This window comes from Janthinobacterium sp. 344 (genome assembly GCF_900112025.1).
In the GTDB taxonomy this organism is placed as follows: Bacteria; Pseudomonadota; Gammaproteobacteria; order Burkholderiales; family Burkholderiaceae_D; genus Janthinobacterium.
Genome location: NZ_FOKL01000002.1, coordinates 523,259 through 550,189 on the forward strand (window position 1 = coordinate 523,259; position 26,931 = coordinate 550,189).

At 62.9% G+C, this 26,931-nt stretch carries 23 protein-coding genes; 8 read left to right on the forward strand and 15 right to left on the reverse strand.

The window, feature by feature from the left end:
- The first annotated feature begins 26 nt into the window (after window positions 1–26).
- Together BM193_RS08615 and BM193_RS08620 are read left to right on the forward strand one after the other, a co-directional pair.
- The gene (locus BM193_RS08615; protein ID WP_092798251.1) at window positions 27–548 is read left to right on the forward strand and encodes a DUF1993 domain-containing protein; all 522 of its coding nucleotides are present in this window, start codon (window positions 27–29) and stop codon (window positions 546–548) included.
- 28 nt (window positions 549–576) lie between these two features.
- Window positions 577–1,095 carry a hypothetical protein gene (locus BM193_RS08620; protein WP_092798250.1) on the forward strand — a complete coding sequence of 173 codons (519 nt, stop codon included), beginning with the start codon at window positions 577–579 and terminating at the stop codon, window positions 1,093–1,095.
- Window positions 1,096–1,098: 3 nt separating this feature from the next.
- Here the strand turns inward: BM193_RS08620 and BM193_RS08625 are convergent, their stop codons facing one another.
- Entirely contained in the window at window positions 1,099–1,812 is a 714-nt protein-coding gene (locus BM193_RS08625; protein ID WP_092798249.1) for an SDR family NAD(P)-dependent oxidoreductase, read from the reverse strand.
- 152 nt (window positions 1,813–1,964) lie between these two features.
- Between BM193_RS08625 and BM193_RS08630 the strand changes: the two genes are divergently transcribed.
- Together BM193_RS08630 and BM193_RS08635 are read left to right on the forward strand one after the other, a co-directional pair.
- Window positions 1,965–3,269 (forward strand): MFS transporter, encoded by a 1,305-nt coding sequence (locus BM193_RS08630; protein WP_092798248.1) that lies wholly within the window; start codon window positions 1,965–1,967, stop codon window positions 3,267–3,269.
- A gap of 336 nt (window positions 3,270–3,605) precedes the next feature.
- Entirely contained in the window at window positions 3,606–5,186 is a 1,581-nt protein-coding gene (locus BM193_RS08635; RefSeq protein WP_092798247.1) for an isocitrate lyase, read from the forward strand.
- Window positions 5,187–5,331: 145 nt separating this feature from the next.
- On the opposite strand, the gene BM193_RS08640 is transcribed toward BM193_RS08635, so the two are convergent.
- A complete protein-coding gene (locus BM193_RS08640; RefSeq protein ID WP_139176144.1) occupies window positions 5,332–6,753 on the reverse strand; it encodes a carboxypeptidase-like regulatory domain-containing protein in 1,422 nt (473 codons plus the stop codon).
- A gap of 299 nt (window positions 6,754–7,052) precedes the next feature.
- On the opposite strand from BM193_RS08640, the gene BM193_RS08650 reads away from it, so the two are divergent.
- Both BM193_RS08650 and BM193_RS08655 read left to right on the forward strand, forming a co-directional pair.
- Complete coding sequence (locus tag BM193_RS08650) at window positions 7,053–9,101, forward strand: M13 family metallopeptidase (RefSeq protein ID WP_092798244.1); 2,049 nt, start codon at window positions 7,053–7,055, stop codon at window positions 9,099–9,101.
- Window positions 9,102–9,473: 372 nt separating this feature from the next.
- Complete coding sequence (locus BM193_RS08655; RefSeq protein WP_092798243.1) at window positions 9,474–10,220, forward strand: hypothetical protein; 747 nt, start codon at window positions 9,474–9,476, stop codon at window positions 10,218–10,220.
- Between the two features lie 241 nt (window positions 10,221–10,461).
- On the opposite strand, the gene BM193_RS08660 is transcribed toward BM193_RS08655, so the two are convergent.
- From BM193_RS08660 to BM193_RS08680, 5 genes are all read right to left on the reverse strand, one after another.
- Entirely contained in the window at window positions 10,462–11,481 is a 1,020-nt protein-coding gene (locus tag BM193_RS08660) for a bile acid:sodium symporter family protein (protein WP_092798242.1), read from the reverse strand.
- Window positions 11,482–11,601: 120 nt separating this feature from the next.
- Entirely contained in the window at window positions 11,602–13,044 is a 1,443-nt protein-coding gene (locus BM193_RS08665) for an MFS transporter (RefSeq protein ID WP_175533205.1), read from the reverse strand.
- A gap of 164 nt (window positions 13,045–13,208) precedes the next feature.
- Window positions 13,209–14,117, reverse strand: a complete 909-nt coding sequence (locus BM193_RS08670; protein ID WP_092798240.1) for an alpha/beta hydrolase — start codon at window positions 14,115–14,117, stop codon at window positions 13,209–13,211.
- Between the two features lie 65 nt (window positions 14,118–14,182).
- Window positions 14,183–15,799 (reverse strand): bifunctional 3-(3-hydroxy-phenyl)propionate/3-hydroxycinnamic acid hydroxylase MhpA, encoded by a 1,617-nt coding sequence (locus BM193_RS08675; protein ID WP_092832281.1) that lies wholly within the window; start codon window positions 15,797–15,799, stop codon window positions 14,183–14,185.
- A 168-nt stretch (window positions 15,800–15,967) separates the two neighbouring features.
- On the reverse strand, window positions 15,968–17,041 hold the full coding sequence (locus BM193_RS08680; RefSeq protein WP_175533206.1) for a porin: 1,074 nt from the start codon (window positions 17,039–17,041) through the stop codon (window positions 15,968–15,970).
- Here BM193_RS08680 and BM193_RS28260 point away from each other — a divergent pair, their 5' ends adjacent.
- Window positions 17,042–17,404, forward strand: a complete 363-nt coding sequence (locus BM193_RS28260; protein WP_139176141.1) for a hypothetical protein — start codon at window positions 17,042–17,044, stop codon at window positions 17,402–17,404.
- A gap of 183 nt (window positions 17,405–17,587) precedes the next feature.
- Here BM193_RS28260 and BM193_RS08685 read toward each other — a convergent pair whose 3' ends face one another.
- From BM193_RS08685 to BM193_RS08720, 8 genes are all read right to left on the reverse strand, one after another.
- Window positions 17,588–18,772: a VOC family protein gene (locus BM193_RS08685; protein WP_092798237.1), complete on the reverse strand. Its 1,185-nt coding sequence runs from the start codon at window positions 18,770–18,772 to the stop codon at window positions 17,588–17,590.
- 31 nt (window positions 18,773–18,803) lie between these two features.
- Complete coding sequence (locus tag BM193_RS08690) at window positions 18,804–19,610, reverse strand: helix-turn-helix domain-containing protein (RefSeq protein ID WP_175533207.1); 807 nt, start codon at window positions 19,608–19,610, stop codon at window positions 18,804–18,806.
- Between the two features lie 5 nt (window positions 19,611–19,615).
- Window positions 19,616–20,509: an alpha/beta fold hydrolase gene (locus BM193_RS08695; protein WP_217638483.1), complete on the reverse strand. Its 894-nt coding sequence runs from the start codon at window positions 20,507–20,509 to the stop codon at window positions 19,616–19,618.
- 16 nt (window positions 20,510–20,525) lie between these two features.
- Window positions 20,526–22,112 carry a bifunctional 3-(3-hydroxy-phenyl)propionate/3-hydroxycinnamic acid hydroxylase gene (locus tag BM193_RS08700; protein ID WP_092798234.1) on the reverse strand — a complete coding sequence of 529 codons (1,587 nt, stop codon included), beginning with the start codon at window positions 22,110–22,112 and terminating at the stop codon, window positions 20,526–20,528.
- Between the two features lie 174 nt (window positions 22,113–22,286).
- Complete coding sequence (locus BM193_RS08705; RefSeq protein WP_175533208.1) at window positions 22,287–22,655, reverse strand: nuclear transport factor 2 family protein; 369 nt, start codon at window positions 22,653–22,655, stop codon at window positions 22,287–22,289.
- A gap of 10 nt (window positions 22,656–22,665) precedes the next feature.
- Window positions 22,666–23,259 carry a VOC family protein gene (locus BM193_RS08710; RefSeq protein ID WP_254785962.1) on the reverse strand — a complete coding sequence of 198 codons (594 nt, stop codon included), beginning with the start codon at window positions 23,257–23,259 and terminating at the stop codon, window positions 22,666–22,668.
- A 54-nt stretch (window positions 23,260–23,313) separates the two neighbouring features.
- A complete protein-coding gene (locus tag BM193_RS08715) occupies window positions 23,314–24,813 on the reverse strand; it encodes a bifunctional 3-(3-hydroxy-phenyl)propionate/3-hydroxycinnamic acid hydroxylase MhpA (RefSeq protein ID WP_092798232.1) in 1,500 nt (499 codons plus the stop codon).
- Window positions 24,814–24,918: 105 nt separating this feature from the next.
- Complete coding sequence (locus BM193_RS08720) at window positions 24,919–25,773, reverse strand: fumarylacetoacetate hydrolase family protein (RefSeq protein WP_092798231.1); 855 nt, start codon at window positions 25,771–25,773, stop codon at window positions 24,919–24,921.
- A 180-nt stretch (window positions 25,774–25,953) separates the two neighbouring features.
- Between BM193_RS08720 and BM193_RS08725 the strand changes: the two genes are divergently transcribed.
- The gene (locus tag BM193_RS08725; RefSeq protein ID WP_092798230.1) at window positions 25,954–26,715 is read left to right on the forward strand and encodes an IclR family transcriptional regulator; all 762 of its coding nucleotides are present in this window, start codon (window positions 25,954–25,956) and stop codon (window positions 26,713–26,715) included.
- Window positions 26,716–26,931 lie beyond the last annotated feature (216 nt).

The window sequence follows — 26,931 nt, forward strand, 5'->3', positions numbered from 1 at the left end:
TCGAAATAATTACTTGAGGAATATCCATGTCGGTCTACGCGATCACCATCCCCTGCTTTGCGCAGATGCTGCATTCCCTGACGACACTATTGAGCAAAGGCGAGGAGCGCGCCCAGGCACTGGGTTTCGATGCACAAAACCTGCTCGAGTCGCGGCTGGCGCCCGACATGCACAGCTTGGCGCGACAGGTGGAGTTTACGTGTACCCAGGCGGAGGAAGCCGTATGCCGGCTGACGCAGCAGCCGTTGCCGACACTCGACACACCCGCCAGCATGCAAGCAGCCAGGGCATTGATCGCACGCACGCTGGAGCTGCTGGCCGCCGCGGACCGCGCCGCGATCGACGCCAGCGCGCAGCAGCCGGTCGCCATCACCCTGGGCGGCGGCCTGACCTTCGACATGACGGGCCAGGAATACGCGGTGAACTGGGTCACGCCGCAGTTCTATTTTCATCTGGTAACGGCATACAACATCCTGCGGCACAACGGCGTGCCGCTCGGCAAGGCCGAGTATGTGCAGCATATGTTTGCGTATGCGCGCCAACAATAACTACTAGTCCATGAAAGAAAGGAAGGCAATGCTGCTGACACTCGACGATCCCATCTGGCCCACCCTGGAAGGCGGCTACCGCCAGCCCTATGACGTTGCCGAGGCACTCAAGGCCATGCAGGCGGGCGAGGACATGTGGCATGAGCTATGGGAAGAGCTGCACCACCAGGGCGACGTGGGCGTCGCCTCGTATGCGGCCGTGCCCCAGCTCGTCCACCTGCTGGGAACGGCGGAGCCGCGCGAGGAGGATTTCTATGCGCTCATCGCCTTGATCGAGCTCGAGCGCCACCGCCCGCACAATCCGCCGCTGCCGGACTGGCTGGCCGTCAGCTACCAGGCGGCCTGGGCCCAGCTGCCCGCCATCGCCGCGCGCGACCTGCAGGGCCAGCTTGACCCCGTCATGCTCGAATCCGTGTTCGCCGTGCTGGCCCTGGCCAAGGGCCAGCTGCGGCTGGGCGCGCTGCTACTGCACATGGACTCGTCCGAAGCGGACGAGTGGCTGGAAGAACGGCTCGGCTGGAGCACAGTCTACGGCGACGACGCCTAGGAGTTAAAAGCGCTCGTCGCGCAGCGCCGGCATCACCAGTTCGCGCACGAAGGATACGTTCGACAGGCTCAGCAGCATGCGCACGACGGCGACGACGTCATGCACGGGGATCAGCTCGCCCTCGCCCCGCGCGGCGGCGTCCGCCAGCGGCACGGACAAGCCGTCGTAGGTATTCAGATAGCCCAGTTGCAGCGCCGTCACGGCCAGTCCCTGTGCGCGGAAACTTTCGCGCAAGGCGTCGGCAATGCCGTTCAGGGCGAACTTCGAGGCGCTGAACGCCACTTCCGGGCGGCCGCTCTGGCGCAGGCCGGAAGTGGAGCCCGTCAGTATCAGCAGCGGCTTGGGGCTGGCCAGCAAGCGCGGCACGAGGCGCTTGAGCAGCAATATCGTGGCCGTGATGTTGATATTGATCATGTCGACGATGGCCTCGTCCCCATCGTCGAGGAAAGCGTAGTCATCGGTGAACGCCTTTTCTTCCCACACGCCCAGGTTGTAGATCAGCACGTCGAGGTCGGACGGCGCTTCGCGCGCGATCTGCTCGACCGCCGCCATGGGGTCGGCCATGTCCGCCGCGATCCACTGCACGGCGGCACCATCGCCCGCATCGGCACCCGCAGGCCGCTGGCGCGACACGCCGACCAGCTCGTTCCCCTCGCTCAGCCCGTCGACGAGCGCGCGTCCCAGGCCCCGGCTGGCGCCCACGATCATGATTTTCATGCGATGTCCTTTCCAATGAAGTCAACGCGGATGATAGCGGCGTTGTATTAAGCACAGCTGAGGCTGATCCCCATACGCGCCGCGTTTACTCATACGGTGGAAATGCGTATGCTAGATCTGGCAATCTCCGATAACACACAAGAACGAGACACATGCCTACTTCCAACACCGCCGCCAGCCACGCCGCAAGCCGTCCCCTCACCCAACAAGACTATAAAACCCTGTCGCTGGCCGCCCTCGGCGGCGCGCTGGAATTCTACGATTTCATCATCTTCGTCTTCTTCGCCAACGCCATCGGCCAGTTGTTCTTCCCGCCGGAAATGCCTGAATGGCTGCGTCTGCTGCAAACCTTCGGCATCTTCGCCGCCGGCTACGTGGTGCGCCCGCTGGGCGGCATCGTCATGGCCCACTTCGGCGACTTGCTGGGCCGCAAGCGCATGTTCACCCTGTCCATCCTGATGATGGCCGTGCCGACCTTGCTGATCGGCCTGCTGCCCACCTATGCCACCATCGGCCTGGCGGCGCCATTGCTGCTGCTGCTGATGCGCATTTTCCAGGGCGCGGCCGTGGGCGGCGAGGTGCCGGGCGCCTGGGTCTTTGTGTCCGAACACGTGCCCAGCCGTTTTACGGGCTTCGCCTGCGGCGTGCTGACGGCGGGCCTGACGGTGGGCATTTTGCTCGGCTCGCTGGTGGCGACGGGCTTGAACACCGTCTATACGCCGGCGGAGATCAGCGACGGCGCCTGGCGCTACCCGTTCCTGCTGGGCGGCATCTTCGGCTTCGGCGCCATGTATCTGCGCCGCTGGCTGCATGAAACGCCCGTGTTCGCGGAAATGCAGCAGCGCAAGGCCCTGTCCACGGAAATGCCGCTGAAATCCGTGCTGCGCAGCCACCGCGGCGCCGTTGCCGTGTCGATGCTGCTGACCTGGATGCTGTCGGCCGGCATCGTCGTCGTCATTTTGATGACGCCCGCCCTGCTGCAAAAGATCCACCACATCGCGCCGCGCACCACGCTGGTGGCCAATACCGTGGCCACCCTGTGCCTGGCCTTCGGCTGCATCATCGCCGGCATGCTGGCCGACCGCCTGGGCGGCAAGCGCGTGATCTTCGTCGGCTCCGTGCTGCTGGCCATCAGTACGTATATCTTCTACACGACGATCGGCAGCCGCCCAGACCTGCTGCTGCCCCTGTACGCCATGACGGGCCTGTGCGTCGGCGTCGTCGGCGCCGTGCCCTACGTGCTGGTGCAGGCCTTCCCGGCCCAGGTGCGCTTTTCGGGACTGTCGTTTTCCTACAACTTGTCGTACGCGATTTTCGGCGGCCTGACGCCCGTGGTCGTGACCCTGATGCTGAAGAACAATGTGCTGGGTCCCGCCTATTACGTGATCGGCGTATGCATGGTCGGCATGCTGACGGCGCTGTTCATCAAGGATCAGCGGCGCACCGTGGGCCGTTAAAAACGCCCGCTTCAGCCACAGCCACCTTCGGGTGGCTTTTTTTTCGCCCGATTTGTCGCGCTGCACCAAAATCTGAAAAGACGTTTCACATCGCGGAACTCAACGGTTGGAGCAGCCGCCTCAGCGCTCTCACTTTTTGAAAATTCATTTCATATCATGAAAAACAATATTTAATCCCTTGAAAAACAAAGACTTAATTTAAGTTATATGTCTTATATAAGACTTGAAGATCAGGGCGAATCGGCCTACTATTTAGTCATGCAGTTTGCTTCGACAAGACGTTGTGGCGCACTCGGCGATTTTCTCAAACATTGCTTTTCTTTTTAGGAGATTCACATGTCCCAATATCAAGACGACATCAAGGCTGTTGCTGGTTTGAAAGAGCAACAAGGCAGCGCCTGGAACGCCATCAATCCCGAGTCCGCCGCCCGCATGCGCGCCCAGAACAAATTCAAGACCGGCCTGGACATCGCCCGCTACACGGCGAAGATCATGCGCAACGACATGGCCGCCTACGATGCGGACCCGTCCAAGTACACCCAGTCGCTGGGCTGCTGGCACGGTTTCATCGGTCAACAGAAGATGATCTCCATCAAGAAGCACTTCAACAGCACCGACCGCCGCTACCTCTACCTGTCGGGCTGGATGGTTGCCGCGCTGCGCTCGGAATTCGGCCCGTTGCCGGACCAGTCCATGCATGAAAAAACCGCTGTCTCGGCATTGATCAAGGAGCTGTACACCTTCCTGCGCCAGGCCGATGCGCGCGAACTGGGCGGCCTGTTCCGCCAGCTGGACGCGGCCCAAGGCGCCGACAAGCAAGCGATCCAGGCCAAGATCGACGGCCACGTGACCCACGTCGTGCCCATCATCGCCGACATCGACGCCGGCTTCGGCAATGCCGAAGCGACCTATTTGCTGGCGAAACAGTTCATCGAAGCGGGTGCCTGCTGCATCCAGATCGAAAACCAGGTATCCGACGAGAAGCAATGCGGCCACCAGGACGGTAAAGTGACGGTGCCGCACGAAGACTTCCTGGCCAAGATCCGCGCCATCCGCTACGCCTTCCTGGAACTGGGCGTGGACGACGGCATCATCGTCGCCCGCACCGACTCGCTGGGCGCCGGCCTGACCAAGCAGATCGCCGTGACCAATGAACCAGGCGACCTGGGCGATCAATACAACTCCTTCCTCGACTGCGAAGAAGTGTCGGCCGACGCGCTGGGCAATGGCGACGTCATCATCAAGCGCGAAGGCAAGCTGCTGCGTCCGAAACGCCTGCCGAGCAACCTGTTCCAGTTCCGCGCCGGTTCCGGCGAAGAGCGTTGCGTGCTCGATTGCATCACCTCGCTGCAAAACGGCGCCGACCTGCTGTGGATCGAAACGGAAAAACCGCATATCGCGCAAATCGGCGGCATGGTCAGCGAAATCCGCAAGGTCATCCCGAACGCCAAGCTGGTGTACAACAACAGCCCGTCGTTCAACTGGACCCTGAACTTCCGCCAGCAAGTCTACGATGCGATGAAAGCGGCAGGCAAGGACGTGTCCGCCTACGAACGCGCCCAGTTGATGAGCGTGGAATACGACCAGACGGAACTGGCCGCCACAGCCGACGAGAAGATCCGTACCTTCCAGGCCGATTCGGCCCGCGAAGCGGGCATCTTCCACCACCTGATCACCCTGCCGACCTACCATACGGCAGCCTTGTCGACCGACAACCTGGCCAAGGAATACTTCGGCGACCAGGGCATGCTGGGCTACGTGGCCGGCGTGCAGCGCAAGGAAATCCGCCAGGGCATCGCCTGCGTGAAACATCAAAACATGTCCGGCTCGGACATCGGCGACGATCACAAGGATTACTTCAGCGGCGAAGCGGCGCTGAAGGCGGCCGGCAAAGACAACACCATGAACCAGTTCTGATAGCAGCAACACCGGGTACGCCCTGCAGGCATCACGCTGCAGAGCGCACCCGCCGCACTTTCCACAGCCAGGCCCACCGGCCTGGCTGTGGCATTTCTGCTCCGCGCTGCTGCCGGCGGCATCCGGGCGCGCATGCCACCGCCGCTTACTGCAGCTTGAGCTCGATCCTGTCGTCGTTCAGCAAGACCACCGACGCATCGATCAATTGCTGGCTGGTGATATCCTTGTCCTTGTACTTGTCGACGGCCTGCTTCGGCAAGTAAAAGCGGTACACCTTGGCCGTCACATTGCGGTAATTCTCCGACCTGTCGGCCACTTGCGTCTCGACGCTGATGTCGTAGCCATCGACAGGCAGCTTGCCATAGAACTTGGTGACGTCCAGGATCTTGCGCACCAGCTCGTCAAAAACAATGGATCCCAGCTGCGTATTGCTGTATCGCTGCCGGCCCGGCTCAAGCGGCTGCAGCACGGGCAGCGACAGGTATTTCTTGTTCTTGAAAGTGGAGAGGCAGATGCTGCCATATTCGAATGTGGCCTCCTTCTGTGCAACGATATTGCGCAGCAATTCGACCGAAGGCAATACCTGCTTGCCCAGTGCGGTCAAGGCTGGCGTCGTCAACCTGCGGCACAAATAATCGTCGTCCCGCGTCATGGTCACGTCGAAGGTTTTTTTCGGCTGGCTCAGTTGCTCGACAAAATAGGCGGTCGCGTCATGCATGCCTGGCGCGCGCGCTTTCACCGTCATGCGGAAATTCGGCTCCGTCAGGGCAAACTGCACCTTGCCAGGACACATCCCATTGACGTCCGTCAGGCAACGCAGTTCCGGACCGCCAGGAAACACCTGCAAATCGATGGTGGCGCCGGCCACCGGCTTGCCCTTGCTGTCAAGCACGGTCACTGGCGCCAGCGTGCGCACTTGCCGGTACAGCGTCACCGCCAGCGCATAGGATTGTCCGCCCGCCGCTTCCGCCGTCAAGTAGCCAGCCTTGCTGACATCGGCCCACACGTTCGGCCCCAGCTTGGCATAGTTGACGCACACGGAACAGCTGCCCTGCGCATTGGTGTTGCAAACAGGCGCGAGTCCGGAGCGCAGATCCAGTTCCGAATGGGCCGGACTCAATATCTGGGCGCGTGCGTCGGCCAGGGGCAATCCAAGCTCGTCCTTGACGGATAACCGCACCGGCAAGCTCCGGCTCAGGGTCAACGAGGTGTCCAGCCGGTCTTCATTGACGAAGAAGGAACTCTTGACAGACAGCACGCCAGATTCCGCATAACCATCACAGCCGCCGGCGACGGCTGCGACGATCCCCGCGTTGACGGGGCTGAACGAGGTGAAGGTAATGCCACATCGGCCGTCCGGCCCGGTGATGCATTCGCCCCCGGCCTGATCATAGCCAACGGCCTCGATGGTATACACTCGGGCATTGGCAACGGGGCGCTGTGCATCATCAAGCACCGCGAAATTGTAGTGGTGAGTGCGCGTCAGGGCTTGCGCCAGGCCGGGCGCTATGGCCAGCGCTGCCGTCAGCATCAATAAAAAGGGGAAACGTCGGATATCAGGGCGCATGGATCGTTGTAGGATGATGTGGAATGTCTCCGGATGACATCATCGCGCGCACGGCAACGCCATGCCTTCCGGGTCTGTGCTGGCCATGGTACGCGTTTCGCCTGCCTTCGTGGGGGACGACATGGCGAGCATGGCCCCGCCGGCGCGGCGCTGGGCGCCTCTTCTGCACAAGAAAGGATGGTGCGGGCGCAACATTCCTCTTGATGACATGCCGCAGCCGGCGGGTATAATCTTCGGCCACATGCTTGGACACAGCATGTTTTCCAACATGAAGTCAGATTAAAATTAAAGGAATCTTCGTGCACCGTTCCCTGATCAGCGCCGCCTGCTGCGCCTTGCTCGCCTTATCGTCTCCGTCGCTGTACGCCCAGCAAGCCGCCAATGTGGCGGCCCCCGTCTCCGGCATCGACCTGAACACCCTCGACCCGGCCGTCAGCCCGAAAGAGGATTTCTATGGCTACGTCAACGGCGTCTGGACCCGCAATACGCAAATCCCGGCCGACAAATCCGTCTGGGGTACCTATATTGAATTGCGCGAAATCGCGCAAGGCCAGCTGCGCGGCCTGATCGACGCCACCCTGAAAAACCCGGGCAAGCCGGGCAGCGAAGCGCACAAGATCGCCGACCTGTACACCAGCTTCATGGATGAGAAGGCGCGCAATGCCGCCGGCTTCAAGCCCGTGAAAGCGGATCTGGCCCGCGTCGCCGCGCTCAAGGACAAGAAGGACTTGCCGGCCCTGTTCGCCTACCTGCAAGGCAATGGCATCGCCACGCCGTTTTCCGCCTATGTCGCGCCCGATGCGCAAGACCCCGAGCGCTACACCATCAACATCAGCCAGTCCGGCCTGGGCCTGCCTGACCGCGACTACTACCTGAAGGACGACGACGCCAAGCTGCAAGCCGTGCGCGCCAAGTACCTGAAACACATCGAAACCATGCTGGCCATGAGCGGCGACAAGCAGGCCGCCGACCATGCGGCGCAGATCCTCGACGTCGAGACGCGCCTGGCCGCCGTGCAATGGACGCGCGTGCAGATGCGCGATCCCGTGAAATCCTACAACCGCGTCGCCTTCGACCAGTTCGCCGCCATGGCGCCAGCATTCGACTGGAAAGCCTACTTTGCCGCCGCCGGCATGGCCAAGAAGGAAACCTCGGCCGTCGTGCGCCAGCCCAGCTTTATGACAGGCTTCTCCGAAACCGTGGCCGCCGTGCCGCTGGAAGCGTGGAAGAGCTACCTGAACTGGCGCGTCATCGAAAGCTATGCCTCCTTCCTCGACAGCGCCGCCGTCAAGGAGCGCTTCGCCTTCGAAGGCACGGTGCTGCGCGGCGTGCCGCAAAGCGAACCGCAATGGCAGCTGGCCCTGCGCTTCACGGACGGCGCCCTGGCCGATGCCGTCGGCAAGCGCTACGTGGAAATGTATCTGCCGCCGGAAACCAAGCCGCGCGTGATGGCCATGTTCGACAACTTCGTCGCCTCGTTCAAGGATGGCATCGAGCAACTGGACTGGATGGGCCCGGAAACCAAGAAGGAAGCCCAGCTCAAGCTGGCGGCCCTGAAACCGAAGATCGCCTACCCGGACAAATGGCGCGACTACAGCAGCATGACAACGCAGCCGCACGATCTGATCGCCAACGTGCGCGCGTCGCGCGTCTGGAGCCAGCGGCAAAACCTGGCCAAGCTGGGCAAGCCGGTCGACCGCGACGAATGGTCGATGACGCCGCAAACCGTCAACGCCAGCTACAGCCCGTCGCTCAACGCGATCACGATTCCGGCCGCCATCCTGCAGCCGCCATTCTTCAACGTCAAAGCGGAAGACGCCGTCAACTACGGCTTGTTGGGTATCACCTTCGGCCATGAAATCAGCCACGCCTTCGACGACTCGGGCAGCCAGTACGACGCCAAGGGCCGCCTGCGCAACTGGTGGACGGCAGAAGACCGCGCCGCCTTCAAGGCGCTGGCCGCCGGCCTCGTCAAGCAATACGGCGCCTACAGCCCCGTGCCCGGCTACCATATCAATGGCGAGCTGACCCTGGGCGAGAACATCGGCGACAACTCCGGCCTGTCGATCACCTATAAGGCGTACCAGCGTTCGCTGCATGGCAAGCCATCGCCCGTGCTCGACGGCCTGACGGGCGAACAGCGCCTGTACATCGGTTTCGCGCAGAAATGGCGCGCCAAGCTGCGTCCGGAGGCGGCGATTGCGCAAATCAAGAGCGATCCGCATTCGCCGGGCGAGTTCCGCGCGAAAGGCACCGTGAAGAACCAGCCGGGATTTTATGAGGCGTTTGACATCAAGCCGGGCGACGCCATGTATCTGGCGCCGGAGCAGCGCGTGATCATGTGGTAAAGGTGTAAGATAGCCGGCATGCCTTTGCGTGGCCTCAGGTGGAGCCGCGCACAGGAGCCGGTGTTGCATGTGCGGGCAACTGCCGCGCTGGACGCCGTGCAATCGGGTTCAGCCGGCAGCCGATGGGCGCGATGCCGCCAGTTCCCGGCACACGGGCAGCACACGGCGCAGACTTCGGCGTGATTGTCCCAGCGTGAAGGTCACGCCAAGCCGGCCAGCCTGTCCAGTTCTGGCTGCGCCCGATCAGCGCCGCGATGCGGTCCTGGCCAGCGCGCAAGGACCCCGTCACCTATGTCGACACCCGCCGCGCGCACTGAGGCTGCGTCTTGAGCGAGCGATCGTCACTACCAATGTAAGGAATGTACTTCCAAAATGAAAGCTTTTATCTTTTGCACCAGCTTCGTCAAAGACGCCCAGGTATGGGAGAGCCGATACCAGCGCTGGCTTGACCACTACGAAAATATCCCCATCAACGCAATCAAAAAAATAATGATTGATGATGGTTCACCATACCTGCCCCCCGCGCACAGCATCAACAGCGTTGCCCATGATGCGCCACTGGCAGCCAATACGGACAAAAACCTCATCCTCCGGTTCGATGACAACCTGGGCCGGCAAAGCGGCGCCGATTATCCGGGCTGGTGGCGGAGCTTTCTCCATTCGATCAAGGTCGCCAGGGAATTAGGCGCCGATAAAATCATCCATATCGAATCGGATGCCTTTATCTTGACGCCGCGCCTGGTCAAGTTCATCAATGACATCGAGTCGGGATGGCATGTCCTGTGGTCGCCGCGCCATCGCTTCCCGGAGACAGCGCTGCAAGTCATCTGCAAGGATCAATTTGACATTTTTGAGCAATTCAAGGACGCCAATCCAAGCTTATCCTTTCCCGACCTTGCCGAACGGCTGCTGCCCTTCACCGACGTGCACAAACAGTTCATCGGCGATCGCTACAGCGACATCAAGAAAAACCGGTGGATATTCCGCTCGCAAAAATTCAACAAGATTCCACTTTTCAAAAGGGATTTTTTCTGGGCACAGATACCGGCGGATGCGGACTTCGTAACGCAGGGGATCAGCCGCCAGCAATTTGAATACCGGGCTCAAGAGAGCGCCTGATGTCGCACGGCGGCGGTGCCCGATGCGTGCCCAGCAATGGCCAACGGCTCTTGCCCCGTACCGATGAAAAAAGCTGCTTGAGGGTGGCTTTTTTTTCGTCCAGCGCGAGGGAGACAGCGCATGCCGACACCCGTCTTTCTGCCAGGTGGCAATTTTCCTGTCCAGCCTGTTTCAAGTCATCAGAACGGATACCGACTTCGTTGAGAAATGCGCTGCCTGGCCATCAGGATGCCGCTCACCGTCAGGGCCGCGACCGGGCTGAATGGGAAGCCGCACAGACCTCATTGGCGGCCGAGACAGCATTGCGCCGTGCATACCGTTGTGCAAGCACCGCACACACCATCAGCTGCATCTGGTGAAAGAGCATCAGCGGCAGAATCACGGCACCGATTGTGTGGCTCGCAAACAGCACTTTGGCAATGGGGATACCGCTCGCAAGGCTTTTCTGCGAACCGCAAAACACAATCGTCACTTCGTCTTCGCGCGGAAAGCCCAGACGTCGGGAAGCAAAACGGGACGTCATGAGTACCAGAGCCAGCAATACTCCAATCAGCACGACCAGGCCGACAAGCGCCAGCATCGGCAGCCGCTGCCACAACCCCTGATTGACCGAAGCGCTGAACGCCGTATACACGACGAGCAGGATGGAACCCTGGTCCACGAATTTCAATACCGCCTTGTGCTTGTCCACCCATGGCCCAATCCAGCGGCGTGCAATCTGGCCGGCGATGAACGGCAGCAGCAATTGCATGACGATCGACGATACCGATTTCAGCGAACCGCCGGCCGACGTTTCCGTCGCCATCAGCATGCCGGCAAGGGCAGGCGTCAGGAAGATGCCGATCATGGTCGAGGCCGATGCGCTGCAGATACCCGCAGGCACATTTCCCCGCGCCATGGCTGTCAAGGCAATCGACGATTGCACCGTGGAGGGCAAGACGCACAGGAACAGGAAGCCCAGATAGAGATCGGGCGTGACGATCAGATTCGCCAGAGGCTTCAGGCCGAGGCCGAAGAGCGGAAAGATGACGAAGGTCATCGTCAACACGCACAGATGCAGGCGCCAGTGCATGGCACCCGCCTTGACCGCATCCCTGGACAGCTTGGCTCCGTGCAGGAAGAAGAGCAGGCCGATCGCGACTGCCGTGACCACGTCAAACGCCTGGGCTACCTGCCCTGCACACGGCAGCACACTGGCGAGTGCTACCGTCAGCACCAGGCTGAGAGTGAATTTGTCCGGCAGGTAATTGGAGAGGGACATACGATACCTATAGGTGAAAGAATACGAAGGTTCAGTCGAGCACGCGCGGCACGCGCTCGATGAAGTCAATGGGATAGGCGCGCAGCGCGGCCGTGCACGCCTAGCGCGCAGAGCGGCGCATCACTTCCGGTTTGCCGGGAATGGCCGCATCGTGCGCGGCAAGCCCGCACGATGCGCGGTCGTGCGAATAGCGGTTTTGCACCATCGCGATAGCCAGGAAGGAACAAACCCCTGGAATCGCGAAGGCCGTGAACACAACCGAGATGGGCAGCGACAGCGACAGCAGATATCCCCAAGCAGGGGGCCCAGGATGGCGCCGATGCGGCCCAGCCCCATGATGGCGCCCAAGGCGGTCGAGCGGGCGTGCACCGGATAGAACTGGGCAATATAGACCTGCACCAGGCTCTGTGCGCCGACCACGGCCGCACCGCCGACCGCCACCAGCACGTACAGCAGCACGGGATCCTTGTTAAAGCTCAACAAGAGCATCGTCACGGTCCCGGTCAGATACAGCGGCATCAGCAGGTTCTTGATGCCCCACTTGTCGGCCAGCCGCCCCAGCACCAGGGTGCCGATGATGGCGCCCGTATGCAGCACGATCAGGAACTTGAGACCGGAGGTCATGTCAAACCCGTTTTCCATCATCAGCTTGGGCAGCCAGCTGACCAGCCCATAGTTCAGAATCAGGTGAAAGATGATGGCCACGCTGAACATCACGGTGCTCAAGCCGCGGCTGCTGCGGAACAAATCCGTCAGCGGCAGCTTTGCATGCGATTTCTCCGTTTCGTACGGCTCGCTGTGCGGGTCGATCTTGCGGCTCGGATCGATCTTCGCCAGCAGCGTGTACAGCTCCGCCTTGCGGCCGCTGCGGATCAGGGCAAAGGTCGATTCCGGCGTGTAGCGAAACAGCAACGGCAACAGCAGCAGCGGCACGCCGGCCACCCAGAACACGGACTCCCAGCCAAAACGGGGAATCAGGGGAATGCTGAGCAGGGGCGCGAGAATGCCGCCCAGCGAGTAGCCGCACAGGACGACGGTGGCAATCGTGGCGCGCTTCTTGAGGGGAGAAAAATCCATCAGCATGGCGATCACGGTGACGGGAATGCCACCGAGCCCGAAGCCGGCAATGACGCGGTACACCGAGAATGAGGTGGGCCCGCTGGCAAAGCCGCATAGCACGGTAAACACGCTGAACATGATGACGGCGGTGCAGATCACCTTTTTACGGCCCAGCCGGTCGGCCAACATGCCGAAGGTAATGGCACCGAACAGCATGCCGATCAGGCTGTAACTGGCGATGGCGCCAGCCTGGATGGGTGTGAGCTGCCAGCTTTTCATCAAGGCCGGCACGATCGCGCCATAAATGGCCAGGTCGTAACTGTCAAAGACGATCAGCAGAAAGCCGATGATGGACAGGCGCAGGTGAAATGCGTTGAAACGGCTCTCTTGTATAAACTCGCTGATGTTCAGTCGTGTTGCCATGCTTGTGTCTCCTAATGTCGCTACTTGCCGCGTCATGACGCGGTCTTTGGTTACGCCGCGCGCAACAGCCGCCGCACTCAATGTGCCCGCTGTGCAACGGCATGCTTGCGCTGACCGGCACCACCCGGCCATCGCCTGTGCAATCAAAGCGCACTGCCCTGCGCCGGCATGCCCATGTCCTCCAGTTTTTTATCTTTACTGTTTGAACTGGACCCTGTCCTATCCGGCCGCGGCGGGCGCTGCGCCTAGCCGCGCGGGTCCGGAATATTGCTGCGCACGAACTCAACGAGCCGGTCCACTGCCGCGATCGACGCCGGCAGGGTTGGATGAGCCGTCGTAAACATCGGCGGCGCATCGATGATTTCCGCTTGAAATTTGCCGCCTGCCTTGCGGTAGTTGAAAGCGAAGCGTTCGAGTTCGGTTCCCTTGAACGGCGAATCGGGATCGAGGTAGTTATGCACTTCATCGTTGCTGGCTTGTATCCACATGGCCGGCGGCGTTTGCACGTCCTCCCCGCGTTCGAGCATCAGCATGGGATTGCCCTCGGCCATGTCCGCCTCGCCCGGCCAGTAGCCGTCATGCAGGCCGATGATCTTCGCGCACCAGACCGGCGGATGCGCAGCGGCCAGCAGGCTCTTGGCGTAGCGGTAGCGGCCAAGCGGATTAATCACGGGCCAGAGCATCACGACGCAGCGCACGCTGGCATCGAACTGGGCGCCGTCCGGCAGGGCAATGGCGGCGAAGCGCGGATCGTGGGGCTTCATGGCGACCAGCATGGCCAGATGGCCCCCCGAGGAATTGCCGGAAATGCCAACGGCGTCCGGCGTCGTCTTCAGCTTCGCCGCATTCGCCTTGGTCCAGCGGATCGCATAATTGACGTCGGCGACGGAGCGTGGATAACGCCCTTCCTGCGCCTGCCTGAAATCGATGGCGACGACCGTGATGCCGTTGCGGGCCAGCGCCTCATGGACGTGCTTGCCGCGCAAGCGGTCAAAGTCGCTCCACGCGCCGCCGTGCACTTCGATGATCGAGCGGAACGGTCCCGTGCCGCGCGGAATATAGACGCGCGCCAGCAGAGGCTTGCCGTCATGGCTGAGAAATTCGACATCATCGACATCAAAGTCGCCCGTGCTCTCTTGCGTGTTATTTACCATCACTGCTATCTCCTTGGTTCAAATTAAATTCCGCTGGGCCGCTGCCTGCTGCAACGGCCGCTTTCTCAGCCTGTCGAGGACGCTGACGGCGCCTCGCTGACGGGCTCGAAGGTAGTCTCGACCAGCGCGCGCACGCGCTGCGCCAGCTGCTCCGGGTTATGCGCGTAGGGCGCATCGAAGGCGACATAGCGGTCCGGGCGCAGCAGCAGCACGCGCGTATTCGCATCGGCGCCAAACGCGTCGTTGATATCGCGTCCGGCCCCCTGCGTCCAGATGCTGCGATGCAGGTTGTAATTTCTTGGCACGATCGCCAGCACCCGCACGCCGGGCAGTTTCCAGTCGGCGGCGGCAAGCGTGGCGGCCGCTTCCTGCGCATCGATGCCGATGACGAGGAGGGCAAAGCCGACGCCGATCAGCTCATCCATCAGGTGCAGCCGGCGGTCCAGCGTTTCCAGCGTCGGCTGCGGGGCAAGGCGGCCGACGCGCTCGGAGCTGCCGGCGCCGGCCAGGAAGCCCTGCGTGTAGCTGCCCTTCGGCTTGTTTTTCATCTGGGCGTAATGCTCGGCCACCGACGGTATCATCATCGCCAGGCGCGTACCCAGGTTGGCCAGGCGCGCATGCAGCCCTGGCTTGACCATGAAGTGCTTGCCATTCTTGACGGCCATGTCGATCAGCGCGCGGGCATGCGGTTCGCGCTCGACCTGGTAGCTCGACAGCACGCCGGGTCCCATGTCACCGCGCACGACGGCGGCGATTTTCCACGACAGGTTGTGCACGTCGCGGAAGGCGCTGTTGACGCCCTGCCCGGCAAATGGCGGGCTCAAATGGGCCGCGTCGCCGCACAGGAAGATGCGCCGCGTCTGCCAGCGATCGGCAACCCGCGCATGGAAGCCATATACCTGCTTGCGCACGATATGGGCGTCCTGGTCGGGGCCATAGCGCGACAGCAGCTCGCGTATCACCTTGTCGTCGAGGAAGTCGGTGTCTTTCTCATGCGGGTGCAACATGAATTCGAAGCGCCGCCGGCCATCGGGGCCGGGCAGATTGACTGCCGGACGGGCCGGATCGAAATAGCCGATCGACTCGCGGAAGCGGTCCTTGGTATTTTCAAGATCGATAATCAGCCAGCGCTGGTCGAAGGTCGCCCCTTCCAGCGTCGCGCCTATCGACTGGCGCACAAAGCTGCTGGCACCATCGGCGCCGATCACGAAACGGCTGCGCAGCTCGCGCTCCTTGCCATCGGCATCGACGACGCGCACATCGACGTGCTCGCCGCTTTCGGAGATGCCGATGCACCTGGTGCTGAACAGGGTGGAGACACCCGCCTTGCTGACCAGGCTCCTGTTCAAGGCCCCTTCCAGCAGCGGCTGGACGAAGGCATTGCGGCGCGGAAATCCGTACTCGCGCGTCGTCGGGTGCACCGCCTGCAATTGCCGGCCAGAAGCGTCGAACGACGCCAGGCCATAATCGAGCGCGACATCGGCCAGCACCTCCTGCAGGACGCCCGCCGCCTGCATGGTGCGCAAGGCCTCGTCGTCGATGGAGACGGCCCTGGGCTGGGCGACGGTCTCCTTGTTGCGTTCGATGATCAGGGTGCGTATGCCCATTTTTCCCAGCAGGTGGCCCATCGTCAGGCCGGTCGGCCCCGCCCCGACAACGATCACATCAAAATCAGATATCATTAAAAATCCATGGTTAAGATAAGAATCCGGCTAGCAATAGCGGACTCGAAACAGTGGAGGCAACCACGCCGCCCAAGCCAACGCATTGGCGGGATGGCTGCGCGGCCCGCCCTTGCGTTTTTGCCTAATAAGTTCACATGAGAAATATGGCGTTGCATGGGAACCTGGTCAGAAGTTGTGCACCATGCCCAGACGCAGCCCGCTCATCGCATCCGACGAGGATACGGCCAGCGCGCCACCCGAGGGGCCGAAACTGGCCGGCACCACCGTGGGGTCGCTCGTCTTGACATGGGCCGCAATCGTATACAGCTCCGTGCGTTGGCTCAGCAGGTACTTCACGCCGACGAAAGGTTGTTCGATGCGCGCTTTTTGTCCGCTCGCGTTTCTCGCCCATGCATATCCCAAGCCGCCACCGACACGCCAGCGCTCAGTCGGCGCGTACAGCACGACCAGTTCCAGCGGACGATTCTGCGCGAGGGAGGTGTCATCCTTGCCGATGCCGTAGTTGGCGGCATAGGTGAAAGATCCGGTGTTGTATTGCGTCTTGATCAGCAAGGCCTGACGGGCAAAGACCGCCGTCGTGAAGTTGTCCCGGGTGTAGGCGGCGCCGACGATGAATCCGCCGGACGCGTAGCGCAGCATCGCCCCCCACATCTTGTCGTTGCCATCCTCGCGTCCCAATGCATACATCAGACCGGCGCGGAAATGCCCCAGATCGCCCAGCCACTTGATGGCGTTGTTATAGCGGGCGCCACCATAATGAAGATCGACCGGCGGAGGGGGACCCGGTTGCCCCGCCGGCCTGCCGAAGCCCGTGTAGCCGGACTGCATGCCGCCTTCGATCATCGGCGTGCCGTCGAGCACGCCCAGGTCCGTGTAGGAGAGGTCAGGCATGCGGCCCATCTTAAGCGTACCCCAGGTCCGGCTGACCAGGCCTACGCTTGCCTCGCGGCTCCATAAGGTCGTGGCGTCAAACTGCATGCCGGTATCCACAAGTATGCCGGCCTCGACGTTATAAATAGCCGCCAGGCCGCCGCCGAGGTCTTCGACGCCGCGCAAGCCCAAGCGTGAAGGCTTGCTCGGGCTGGAATCGACGGAGGTCCGCGAGCGGCCACCGGAATTGTCCAGGTAGGTGAGGCCCACATCGACGACGCCATAGAAAGAAACGGAACTCTGCGCTACGGCCGGATGGGACAGCAAGGCTGTCATGGCCCCCAGGAAGATCGGAAATTGGATTTTCATATGACCTTGTCTCATGGATATTTTAATTATCAGTTCGGCGCAAGCGCCCTACCCTGTCCGTCTGATGCGGAGTTGTCGGATAGCGGTGTTGCCAGCACCCTGTTGTATGTCGGCAGGCCTGACCATGCGCCTGCTGTATGGCTACGCCGGCACTCGCTGCTAACCCAGCCGTGGAGCGCATGGGGAGCACGCTCTGCCGCCAGGGAAAACGGCCGGGATAAGGCCGTGTTCGGTTGGATAAAGCTGGATAACTTCGTGAGCGACCACACTTTAAATATCTTATTATTTGCGACTATGTTACTTCCCGTATTTTTGACAGTCAAGGTAAATTATATTTTTATCGCAAATAATAGGATTTTTTGATTTTATGGTTCTGGCGAGAATGTTTGATCACGGGCGGCGTGACGACGCCCGAAACAGGCCTGCCTGCAGGCCATGCCTCGACATGCCGGCTTTATGCGGAAAAGCGGCGGCGGCCGTCGAGGGACCGCCGCAGTGGCGCGGTAAAAAGAGGCCTGGTCGCACGGCTCCCCTGCCGCTGGCATGTCAGCCCAGCGGGCCTTGACGGATGTGTCCGGCGAACGTCGCGGCCGTCGCGGGCAGCGTCTCGGGCCACGCGTTGCCGGGCACGGGCGCGGCGGGAGGACGCACCTCGCCATTCCAGCCGATCTGGTCCATGTCAAAGTACAGTTCGATGCGATGCATGTCATCAAGCATGAAATGGGCGGCATATTGCACGCCGGGGTGGAGCTCGGCGGGGAATGGCACCTCGACGAGGCCATTTGCGGCCAGAAACGCGCGCGCGGCCCGCAGCTGGGCGTAGGTCTGCACCTGCAGGCCAAGGCTCATCATGGTCGTCTTCGGGCTCATCTCCAGTTGCGCGCGCAGCGCCAGCGGAATCAGCGCCACGCTGTGATGCTCGCTGCCGGCGCGCAGGTACACGCAACGATGGCCCTGGTACATCACTTCCTGCGTCTTTTCCAGGCCAACAATGTCCGTATAGAAGTGCTCCGAGGCGTCCAGGTCGGCGACGAAGATCCGTACCGGCCCCACGCGCGACACCTTGAATGGCCGCTGCAGCAGGACGCCGCCCACATCGTAGATGTAGGGCAGCTGCGACAGGCTGCCGAAACCCGAGCCGAGGTCGATGCCCTGCTCGCGCGCCTCGCGCACCTCTTCGGCCTCGGCGCGCTGGGGCAGCTGGAACTCCGTCTGCGGCAGGCGGTGATACATGGCTTCCGGCTTGCTCACGCCGCTCCAGCCGATCTGCTCCATGCCGTAGAACAGCTCGACCCGGTGGCCATCGGGATCGAAGGCGTAGACGGCCCAGTTACTGCCGGGAAGATCGCGGCCAATGCGGCTGATCTGGACGCCCTTGCTGATGAAGAAACTGTGGGCGTCGTTGATTTCGCGCAGGCTGTTGACCTGGAAGGACAGCTGATTGAGCGTGATGCCGGCATCAAAATACGATTTGCGCACCGGATCCGTGTCGGTCGGATCCATGGCGATCAGCGCATGATGGTCGGTATTGCAAGTGGTGAAAAAGCCCATCACGTCGCCATTCGGCGTGCGCACATTGTCCGTGTGGCGCAAGCCAAGCAGGTCGATGAAGTTGGTCTGGCAGCGGGCGATTGCCGGGTCCCACAAGCCCAGGTGCCCCAGGCGGACGAGCTTGAAGGGGCGCGGCATGGCAACACCGCCGACGTCGTAAGTTTTGCTGGATGGATTCATGATGGTCAGTCAGTAAAAGGTTGAGGGGAAATCAGGGTGAAAGGCTGTGCGCGGCGAGCGCGGACGGCTGCCGCAGGGCAGAAAAATAGGCGTCGCCGATGCCGCGCGCCGCCGCTTGCAGGGACGCCAGATGGCGCTCGATGATCGTCGCCATCTCGGCGGCGCTGTCGATCCAGTTGAGGGTGATGCAGGCGACCAGTTGCTCGCCAGCCATGATGGGCGCCGCGATACTCGACGTCTTCACCTGCGCCCCGCGGCGGCGAACGCCATAGCCGCGCTTGCGCGTGGCCTCAAGCTCGCGCTGCAGGAGCAAGGGGTGACGCATATCGTCACGCGCCGACAGGCCCGTATCGCCGAGCGTGTCGACGATGGCCTGGCGCTCGAACGCGCTGCAAAACGCCAGGTAGGCGCGGCCCGTCGCCGTCGTCAGCATCGGCACGAAGCGGCCGCTCGCAATGCGTTCGAGCGACAGCGGGCTGCGCCCGTGGGTGGTGGCGCGTATCACCATGCCGCCGCCCTGGTAAGTGGCGATGTCGCACGGCCACACCACCTCGTTCGCCAGACGCGTCAGGTGCGGCTCGGCAATCTCGGCGAGCCAGTCGGTTTCACGGCAAGCCGAGGCCAGCGCGCGCAGGCGCAAGGCCAGGCTGTAGCCGTCGCGTCGCCCTTCGCGCTGCACATAGCCCAGTTCGCAGAGCGTCTCGAGCAAGCGATAGGCGCTCGGACGGGGGATGGCGGTGGCGGTGGCGACCTGGGCGGCAGATGCCTTGCCCAGCTGGCCGACCGCTTCCATCACCGCCAGGCCCCTGGCCAGCGCGTGAACCGGGTGGTGCGTCACCGGCATTATCCGTGCCCGAGCAAGAAGGCGATGCCGGCGCGGTTGAACGCAGCCGGATCTTCAAAGTGGCCCCAATGGCCCACCTGGGCAATCTCGACATAGCTGGCCTGGGGCAGCAGCGAGCGCAGGCGCTGCGCCGTTTCGAGATAGGCATCCTGCTCATCGATGGCGCCGATCAGCAGCACGGGGGCGGCCAGCTGGCGCCATTCGTCTTCGGTGATCGTGTTGCGCTGGCGGATCTCGGGGTCCTGCAGCACCAGGATATGCTTCATGGCTTCCTTCGCGCCGGGCAGCGACACGATGGCGCGGCGCACGGCGACGATGTCGTCGATGCGGTTCTTTTCCAGCAGAATCAGCCGCGTGAAGACGTTCCTGATGTTCTCCCACGTGGGCGCGTCAGCCGCCTGGCTGCGCTGCGCGACGATGTGGGCCATGTTGGCGGCGTTGGAAATGAGGCCGGCCGGCGACACCAGAATGAGCTTGTCGATCATCTGCGGATAGGTCAGGGCAAAACGCGCCGCAATCCAGGCGCCGAGCGAGACGCCGATGAAGCTGGCCCGTTCGATGCCGAACGCCGTCATCACGGCGCGCGCATGTTCGACATACACGCCGATCTCATAGTCCACGTCGGGCTTGTCGGTGTAGCCGCTGCCGACCATGTCAAAGGCGATGCAATTGAACTGCGCGGCGAACGGGCCAAGGTTGCCGCTGAAGGTTTCCCAGCTGCCGCCCGTGCCATGCAGCATCAGCAATGCTGGCGCGTCGGCGGGGCCGGCCTGGACGTAGCGCGTGCGCAGGCCGCCGGCGTCGATATAACCCTGCCGGAAGGACGTGGTGGCCAGGTCGGTCCAGATGCTGCGGTAATCATCCATGCTGCTGTTGTGTGGTGTTGTCATCATATTCCTTTGCAAAGGGTCAGCTTGCCTGCGCTGGCTGCAGCAGGGAGTGCAGCGCATGCACCAGGCGGCACAGTTCACTGGCGGTGGCGGCACTGCCGAACACCGTGCGGTCCGGGCGCACGATCAGCGCCGCAAAGCCATGCGCGAGCGCCATCGTTTCAAACAGGGGCGTGGTTTCACGCAATACCGGAGCAAATGCACAAGGCCCGCTCGCCGCTTCCGCGCCGGACAGCACCAGCCGCGCGCCGCCGATGGCGAGCCACTGCTGCTGCGCCGGCGCATCGAGCCAGGCCTGTGCCTGCGTGGTGGTGGTCAGCAGCACGAAGCCGTCCCCCAGACAGGTATCGAGCAAGCTGTCGGCAGCATCGCCATCGTGCACGCGCGGCTGCACCAGTATCTGGCCGCTGGCAGGCGAGCGTTGCGGGTCGAGCACCCCGGAATCGAGCAACGGGATCAGGCTCTGCCGCAGTCGCGGCCGCGGCGCGACCGCCATCTCGGCCAGCATCGCCGCGTCGCGCGCACGGGCGCGGTGCACATCGAGTTCGCCGATGCGCTCGCCTATCGCCTTGGTGCGGGTGATCAATGTCGTGACATGCGGGCGGCGCTCCGCCTCATAGGTATCGAGCAAGGCGCTGGAAGCCCGGCCCTGGCGCACCATCTGCAGCTTCCACGCCAGATTGACGGCGTCGCGGATGCCTGCACACAGGCCTTGCCCCATGAAAGGCGGGGTCTGGTGCGCGGCATCGCCGAGCAGCAGCACCCTGCCCTGCCGCCATTGCCTGGCAACCAGCGCATGGAAACGGTAGACGGCGCTGCGCCACACCTCGAGGGCGCCGGTATCGACATACGCATCGAGGGCAGCCAGTATGTTTTCAGTGTGCTTGAAGTGTTCGGCCTGCTCGTGCGGCATCACCTTCAATTCCCAACGGTACAGGCCTTGCGGTCCGGGAATGTAGGTGACGGGGCGCTGCGGGTGGCAGAACTGGCGGCCCGTCTCGGGCAACGACAGGGGGCGCTTCAGGAAGGCATCGAGCACGACCCACCATTCATCGAAGGCGTGGTCCTCCAGCCCGATGCCCAGTTGGCCGCGCACGGTGCTGCCGGCGCCATCGCAAGCGAGCAAATAGTCCGCCGCGAACGACAGCGACTCGCCCGATGCGCTGTCGCTGGCGCACACCGTCACTCCCGCCGCATCGTGCGCAAGCCCGGTCAGCTTGTGGGACAGGCGCACCTCGATCGTGGGCAGATGGCGGACGCGTTCGCGCAGCAAGGCTTCCAGCTGTGGCTGGATAAAAGTGAAATTGGGCGCCCAGCCGAGGGGAAACGGCCCCGGGTGCGCATCGATCTCTTCGATCACCTGGCCGTCGACGCCGATCCACTGGGCGCCACGGAAGGGACGGATCTTGTCGGCCAGCGCGTCGGCGATGCCGCACGCCTGCATCACCCGCATCGCCTCGTGGTCCATGCCGATCGCGCGCGGCTTGTCGAAGGCCGCGCCGGCCTGCTCGAGCACCAGCACGCGCTGGCCCTGCTGCCCGAGCAGAATGGCCAGCGTGGCGCCAACCGGGCCGTAGCCGGCAATGATGACATCCCAGCGCTTCATGGCGCCCGCCTGGCAGGGTGGGCGGCGGACAGCGGGCTAGAGCGCTGCGGTTCTGACAATCGGGCCATGACAATCTCCTTGTATTGAACGATGAAATGCAGTCTACGGGCCGCCCGCCCCGCCTGTCCGGATTGCATTCTGTTTGTCCGCCTGATGAACATCCGCATGGCCACGCTAGGGCAGTTTGCTGCTCTGGAAAGCGCAGAATTGCCAGGTGCCGCCACGGCGCAGCCATACGGCCTGGTAGCGGCTGGCGAGTTGCCGCACCTCGCCATCCTTGCAGATCGTCGCGTGCATTTCACCTGAAACGATGGCGGCATCGTCGTTCATCGTCACCACCAGTTGCTCGAAGGCGAGGTGCCGGTAGACGACCTCCCCTGCCGTCAGCCTGCTCAGCAGGCTGTCGTGCGTATCGACGGCGCCCGTCGAATGACCATAGCGCAGGTCGGCAGCGAACAGCGCCCGCAGCGCCGCACCGTCGCCGGCCAGCATCGCCATGCGGCGTTGTTCCTCCAGCGCCACGATATGTGCTTTCGGGGTCATGGCGGCTTCCTTACTCGATGCCCATGCGGCGGGCCATTTCGGCGCGCCATTCGTGGCGGGGCTTGAAACCGGCCAGCGAGCGCGCATGGGCTTCGGCCAGGGCCAGGATGCGCTCGTCCGGCAGCGTCAGGTCGACCGGTTCGCGCAGCGGTTGCGAAACGTACCAGGGCAAGTCCCAGTACAGTTCGAGCCGGTTGCCTTCGGGATCCGGCACGTAGATCGACAGCGAGTTGCCGTGCGTCACAGGTGCAATGCCGGGCAAGCCTTCGGCCTGTATGCGGCGGTGCATCTCCTTCAGGGTGGGCAGGCTGTCGGCCTTCAGCGAAATCTGGTTGATGACGTTGAACGAGACATCGGCGGGACGCCCGCTCATGAGCACGATCTGGTGGTGCTCGGCCGGATCGCGGCTCATGAAGACGATATTGATGGTGCCATTCGGTCCGGGCAGCTGGCCGCGGTCGGTGACGGTAAATTCGAGGACGCGCGTGTAGAAGTCCTCCATTTTGGCCATGTCGGTGGCAAACATGCCGAAGTGGCTGAAGGCCAGGCCAGGCCGCTGCGCGACCGCTGCGGAGGACGTGGGAGTGAGGGAATTGGGCATCATGGTCAGTCGATAGGATTCATAAGGACCGCCGAGCGCATCCTCGGCGGCCGGTGTTCACGCCGGGGCAAGTTGTTCGCAGAGCACTGCCGCGAATTGCAGCAGCCGCTTGACATCCTGCGGCGCGGCCGCTAGGCCGGCGACATAGCGATCCGGGCGCAGCAATACCGCCCCGGCGCCCAGCCGCCGCAGCCAGTCGCGCGCGCCCGGCGTATCGGCCCGTATCAGCTGCACGCGCGGGTCCGCGCCGGCGATGTCCCACGTGGAGTCGACGAGCAGCGCAAACGCATAGCCGGCCTTGTCATCGAACAGCATGCCTTCGGCCAGTACCGGCTGTTCGCCGATGAGGCCTGCCGGGCCGCCGCCCGCGTGCACGCCTGGCCCCAGGCGTGGCTGTGGCGTGGCAAAGACCTGGGGATTGGCCAGCATCTCGCGGTCGCGGCGGCGGGCGTCTTCCGGGTCCTGGGTCTGGATCACGCCGCCGAGGCGCACGGCCGTCTCGATGAATTCCCGCACGTGCGGCGAACGCTCGGACTCGTACGTGTCGAGCAGTTCCTCACCGGCGTCACCGGCAATGACATCGGCCAGTTTCCAGGCCAGGTTGGACGCATCGCGTATGCCGGCGGCCATGCCCTGCCCCATGAACGGCGGCGTCTGGTGCGCGGCGTCGCCGGCGATCAGCAAGCGGCCCGAACGCCAGCCTTTGGCCACCACCGAGTGGAAGGTGTAGACCGCCGGCCGTTCGAGGACGGCGTCGTCCGGGGTAATCCAGCGCGACAGCAGCTGCCAGATCGACTCGGGCCGGCTCATGACGGCGGCGTCTTCTCCGGCCAGCAGCATGAACTCCCAGCGCCGCCGGTCGCCAGGTCCGCGCACGTAGGTTGCCGGGCGGGCCGGGTCGCAATACTGGACGGCGTGGTCGCCCAGGTCCGGGCGGTCGCGGCGCAAGATGACATCGACCACCAGCCAGCGCTCGTGCGAGCGCAGATCTTCCAGTTCGGTGCCGATGAAGCGCCGCACGGTCGACCGCGCGCCATCGCAGCCCACCACATAGCGGGCACTGGCACGCAGCAGGCGTCCGCTCGCGGTGTCTTCGAGACGCAGCGCGACATCATTGGCGCCCTCTTCGACGCTGAACACTTCGTGGCGCAAGCGCAGGTCGACGCCCGCCTGTTCGGCCAGGCGCGCGCGCAGCGCCCGCTCCAGCGTCGGCTGATGAAAGCGGTAACTGGGATGCCAGGCTTGCGGCCCCCGTTCGGTGGAGCGCTGCCAGTCGAGCAACAAGCTGCCATCGGCACCCAGGAACTTCATGCCAGGCGCAACGAACAGCCCCGGCATCAGCTGGTCGGCGATGCCGATGGTCTGGAATACGCGCATGCACTCGCCGTCGAACTGGATCGCGCGCGGCAGCTGGTAGATATCGGGCTCGCGGTCGAGCGCAAGCACGCGCAGGCCGCGCAAGGCGAGCAGATTGGCCAGCGTCGCGCCGACGGGGCCGATTCCAATCACTGCCACGTCATAGCGGTCGTTCAAAGGAAGGGAAGGCGTTATATTCATGGCACTTTGATCCAGCGCCGCGCTGGGAGGCGGCTTTAATTATTCGAAAGGAAGCGTGGCGGATAGCCGGCCATGCGCATGCATGGGCAGGCTATCCGCAGGCTGTTAATACTCGTCAACGATCGGATTGCGCAGGATGCCGAGGCGATCGACTTCCACTTCGACAATGTCGCCAGGCTTCATCCACAGCGGCGGGGTGCGCTTGGCGCCGATGCCGCCTGGCGTGCCGGTCACGATCACATCACCGGCTTGCAGTGGCGCAATCGAGGAAGCGTAGGCAATCTGGCGCGGAATGCTGTGGATCAGCATCTCGGTGGTGGCGCGCTGCACCTCGACACCATTCAACCGCGTTACCAGCGTCATGACGGCGCCAGCGGGAATCTCGTCGGCCGTGACCATCCAGGGACCGAACGCGCCGGTGCGCCAGAAGTTCTTGCCCGGGCACCACTGCTGCGTGTGCATCTGCCATGCGCGGATGGAGGCGTCGTTATAGCAGGCGTAGCCAGCGATGTGGTCCCAGGCGTCCGCCTCGGCAATGCGGCGGCCAGGCTTGCCGATGACAATGGCGATCTCGCCCTCGAAGTCGAGCGTCGGTGATTCCGGCGGGCGCGGGATCGCCACGCCGTGGCCGACTTGCGAATCGGCCACGCGCAGGAAGAACACCGGCTGCTCCGATATTTCGCGGCCCGTCTCGAGCACGTGATCAGCATAGTTCAGGCCGACACACCAGATCTTGCTCGGGTTGGGGATGACCGGCAGCAGCGTGGCATCGGCCAGCGCGAAGTCGGCAGCGCGGCCGAGCAAGGGGCGCACTTCCTCGACGGCATCCGCCGCAAGCAGGCTCTGCAGATCGCGGTAGCGATTGCCCAGGGCGGCAACCAGGTCGATGACGCCTTCGCCATCGGCCGTGACGACACCAAATCCGCTTTTACCTTGACGTTCAAAACTTACGAGTTTCATCTTATCTCCATAATTAAAAATCTCAAAATGTGAGATTATTCTATGATCGAAATATTTTTCCGTCAAGAGATGGATGTAAATTCGTCGCAAATGGTAAGATTCACTGACATGCAAGTTGCCACACTCCTACGTTCACCACGGTCCTGTTTCGCACCGGACTGAACCCGCACAAGATTTCCCATGACCAGTTCAACCAAAGTTTTTGCCATCCTTAACCTGTTCGATGAAGCGCACCCGGTCTGGCACGCCGACGAGATCAACGAGAAATTGAGCTATACGCGGGCCACGGGCTACCGCTATGTCAAGGATCTGGTCGCGGCCGGCTTTTTGCGCAAGGCAGCGGCTGGCCGCTACTCGCTGGGGCCGCGCATCATTGAACTTGACTTCCTGCTGCGCCGCAGCGATCCGGTGCTGCTCGCTGCCGTGCCCGTCGTCGATGAACTGGCCAAGCGCGCCGGACTCGATGGCGTCCTGTCGACGATTCTGGCGACACGGCTCGTCGATACGTACCGGGCCAGCGCCGATCCCACCCTGCAGTTCAGCTATGGCCGAGGGCGTCCGCGTCCCCTGTTCAAGGGCGCCGCACCGAAGGTCATCCTGGCCTTCACGCCACGCGCGCAATTGGTGAAAATCTATGAATCATGCGCGGCTGAGGCAGCGGCCGCCGGCCTCGGCGCGACCTGGCCCGAATTTCGCTCACGGCTCACGGAGATACGCAACGAGCGTTTTTATTTCTCCCGAGGCGAACTCGACGAATGGCTCTCGGGCGCCGCCATGCCACTGTTCGACGCCGATGGCGATGTGGCCGCAGCCCTGACGCTGGTGGGGTTGCGCGACGCGATGGAGAAGTTGGGTGTCGACCACCTCAAATCCCTGCTCGAGGACGCTTGCAAGGAAATCCAGGCCGTCATCGCGCAAGGCGTGCCACCGGCCCAATCCTGATCACACGACAACGGATCGACACGGCGACGGGGCAAGCTCTGCGGCATCCGCAGTCACCGCAGCGCTGCCGCTGACATTTTTTGCGGCAAGGTGGAGGAAGACGGCGCAGGAATGGCAGATCCGGCCAGGCTGTGCACCCGGACTGCTGCGCTCGACGCAGGGGCGCCGTAGTAGCCCGTTCAGTCGGAAAGAGAACCAAGATCGCGCACCCGCGGT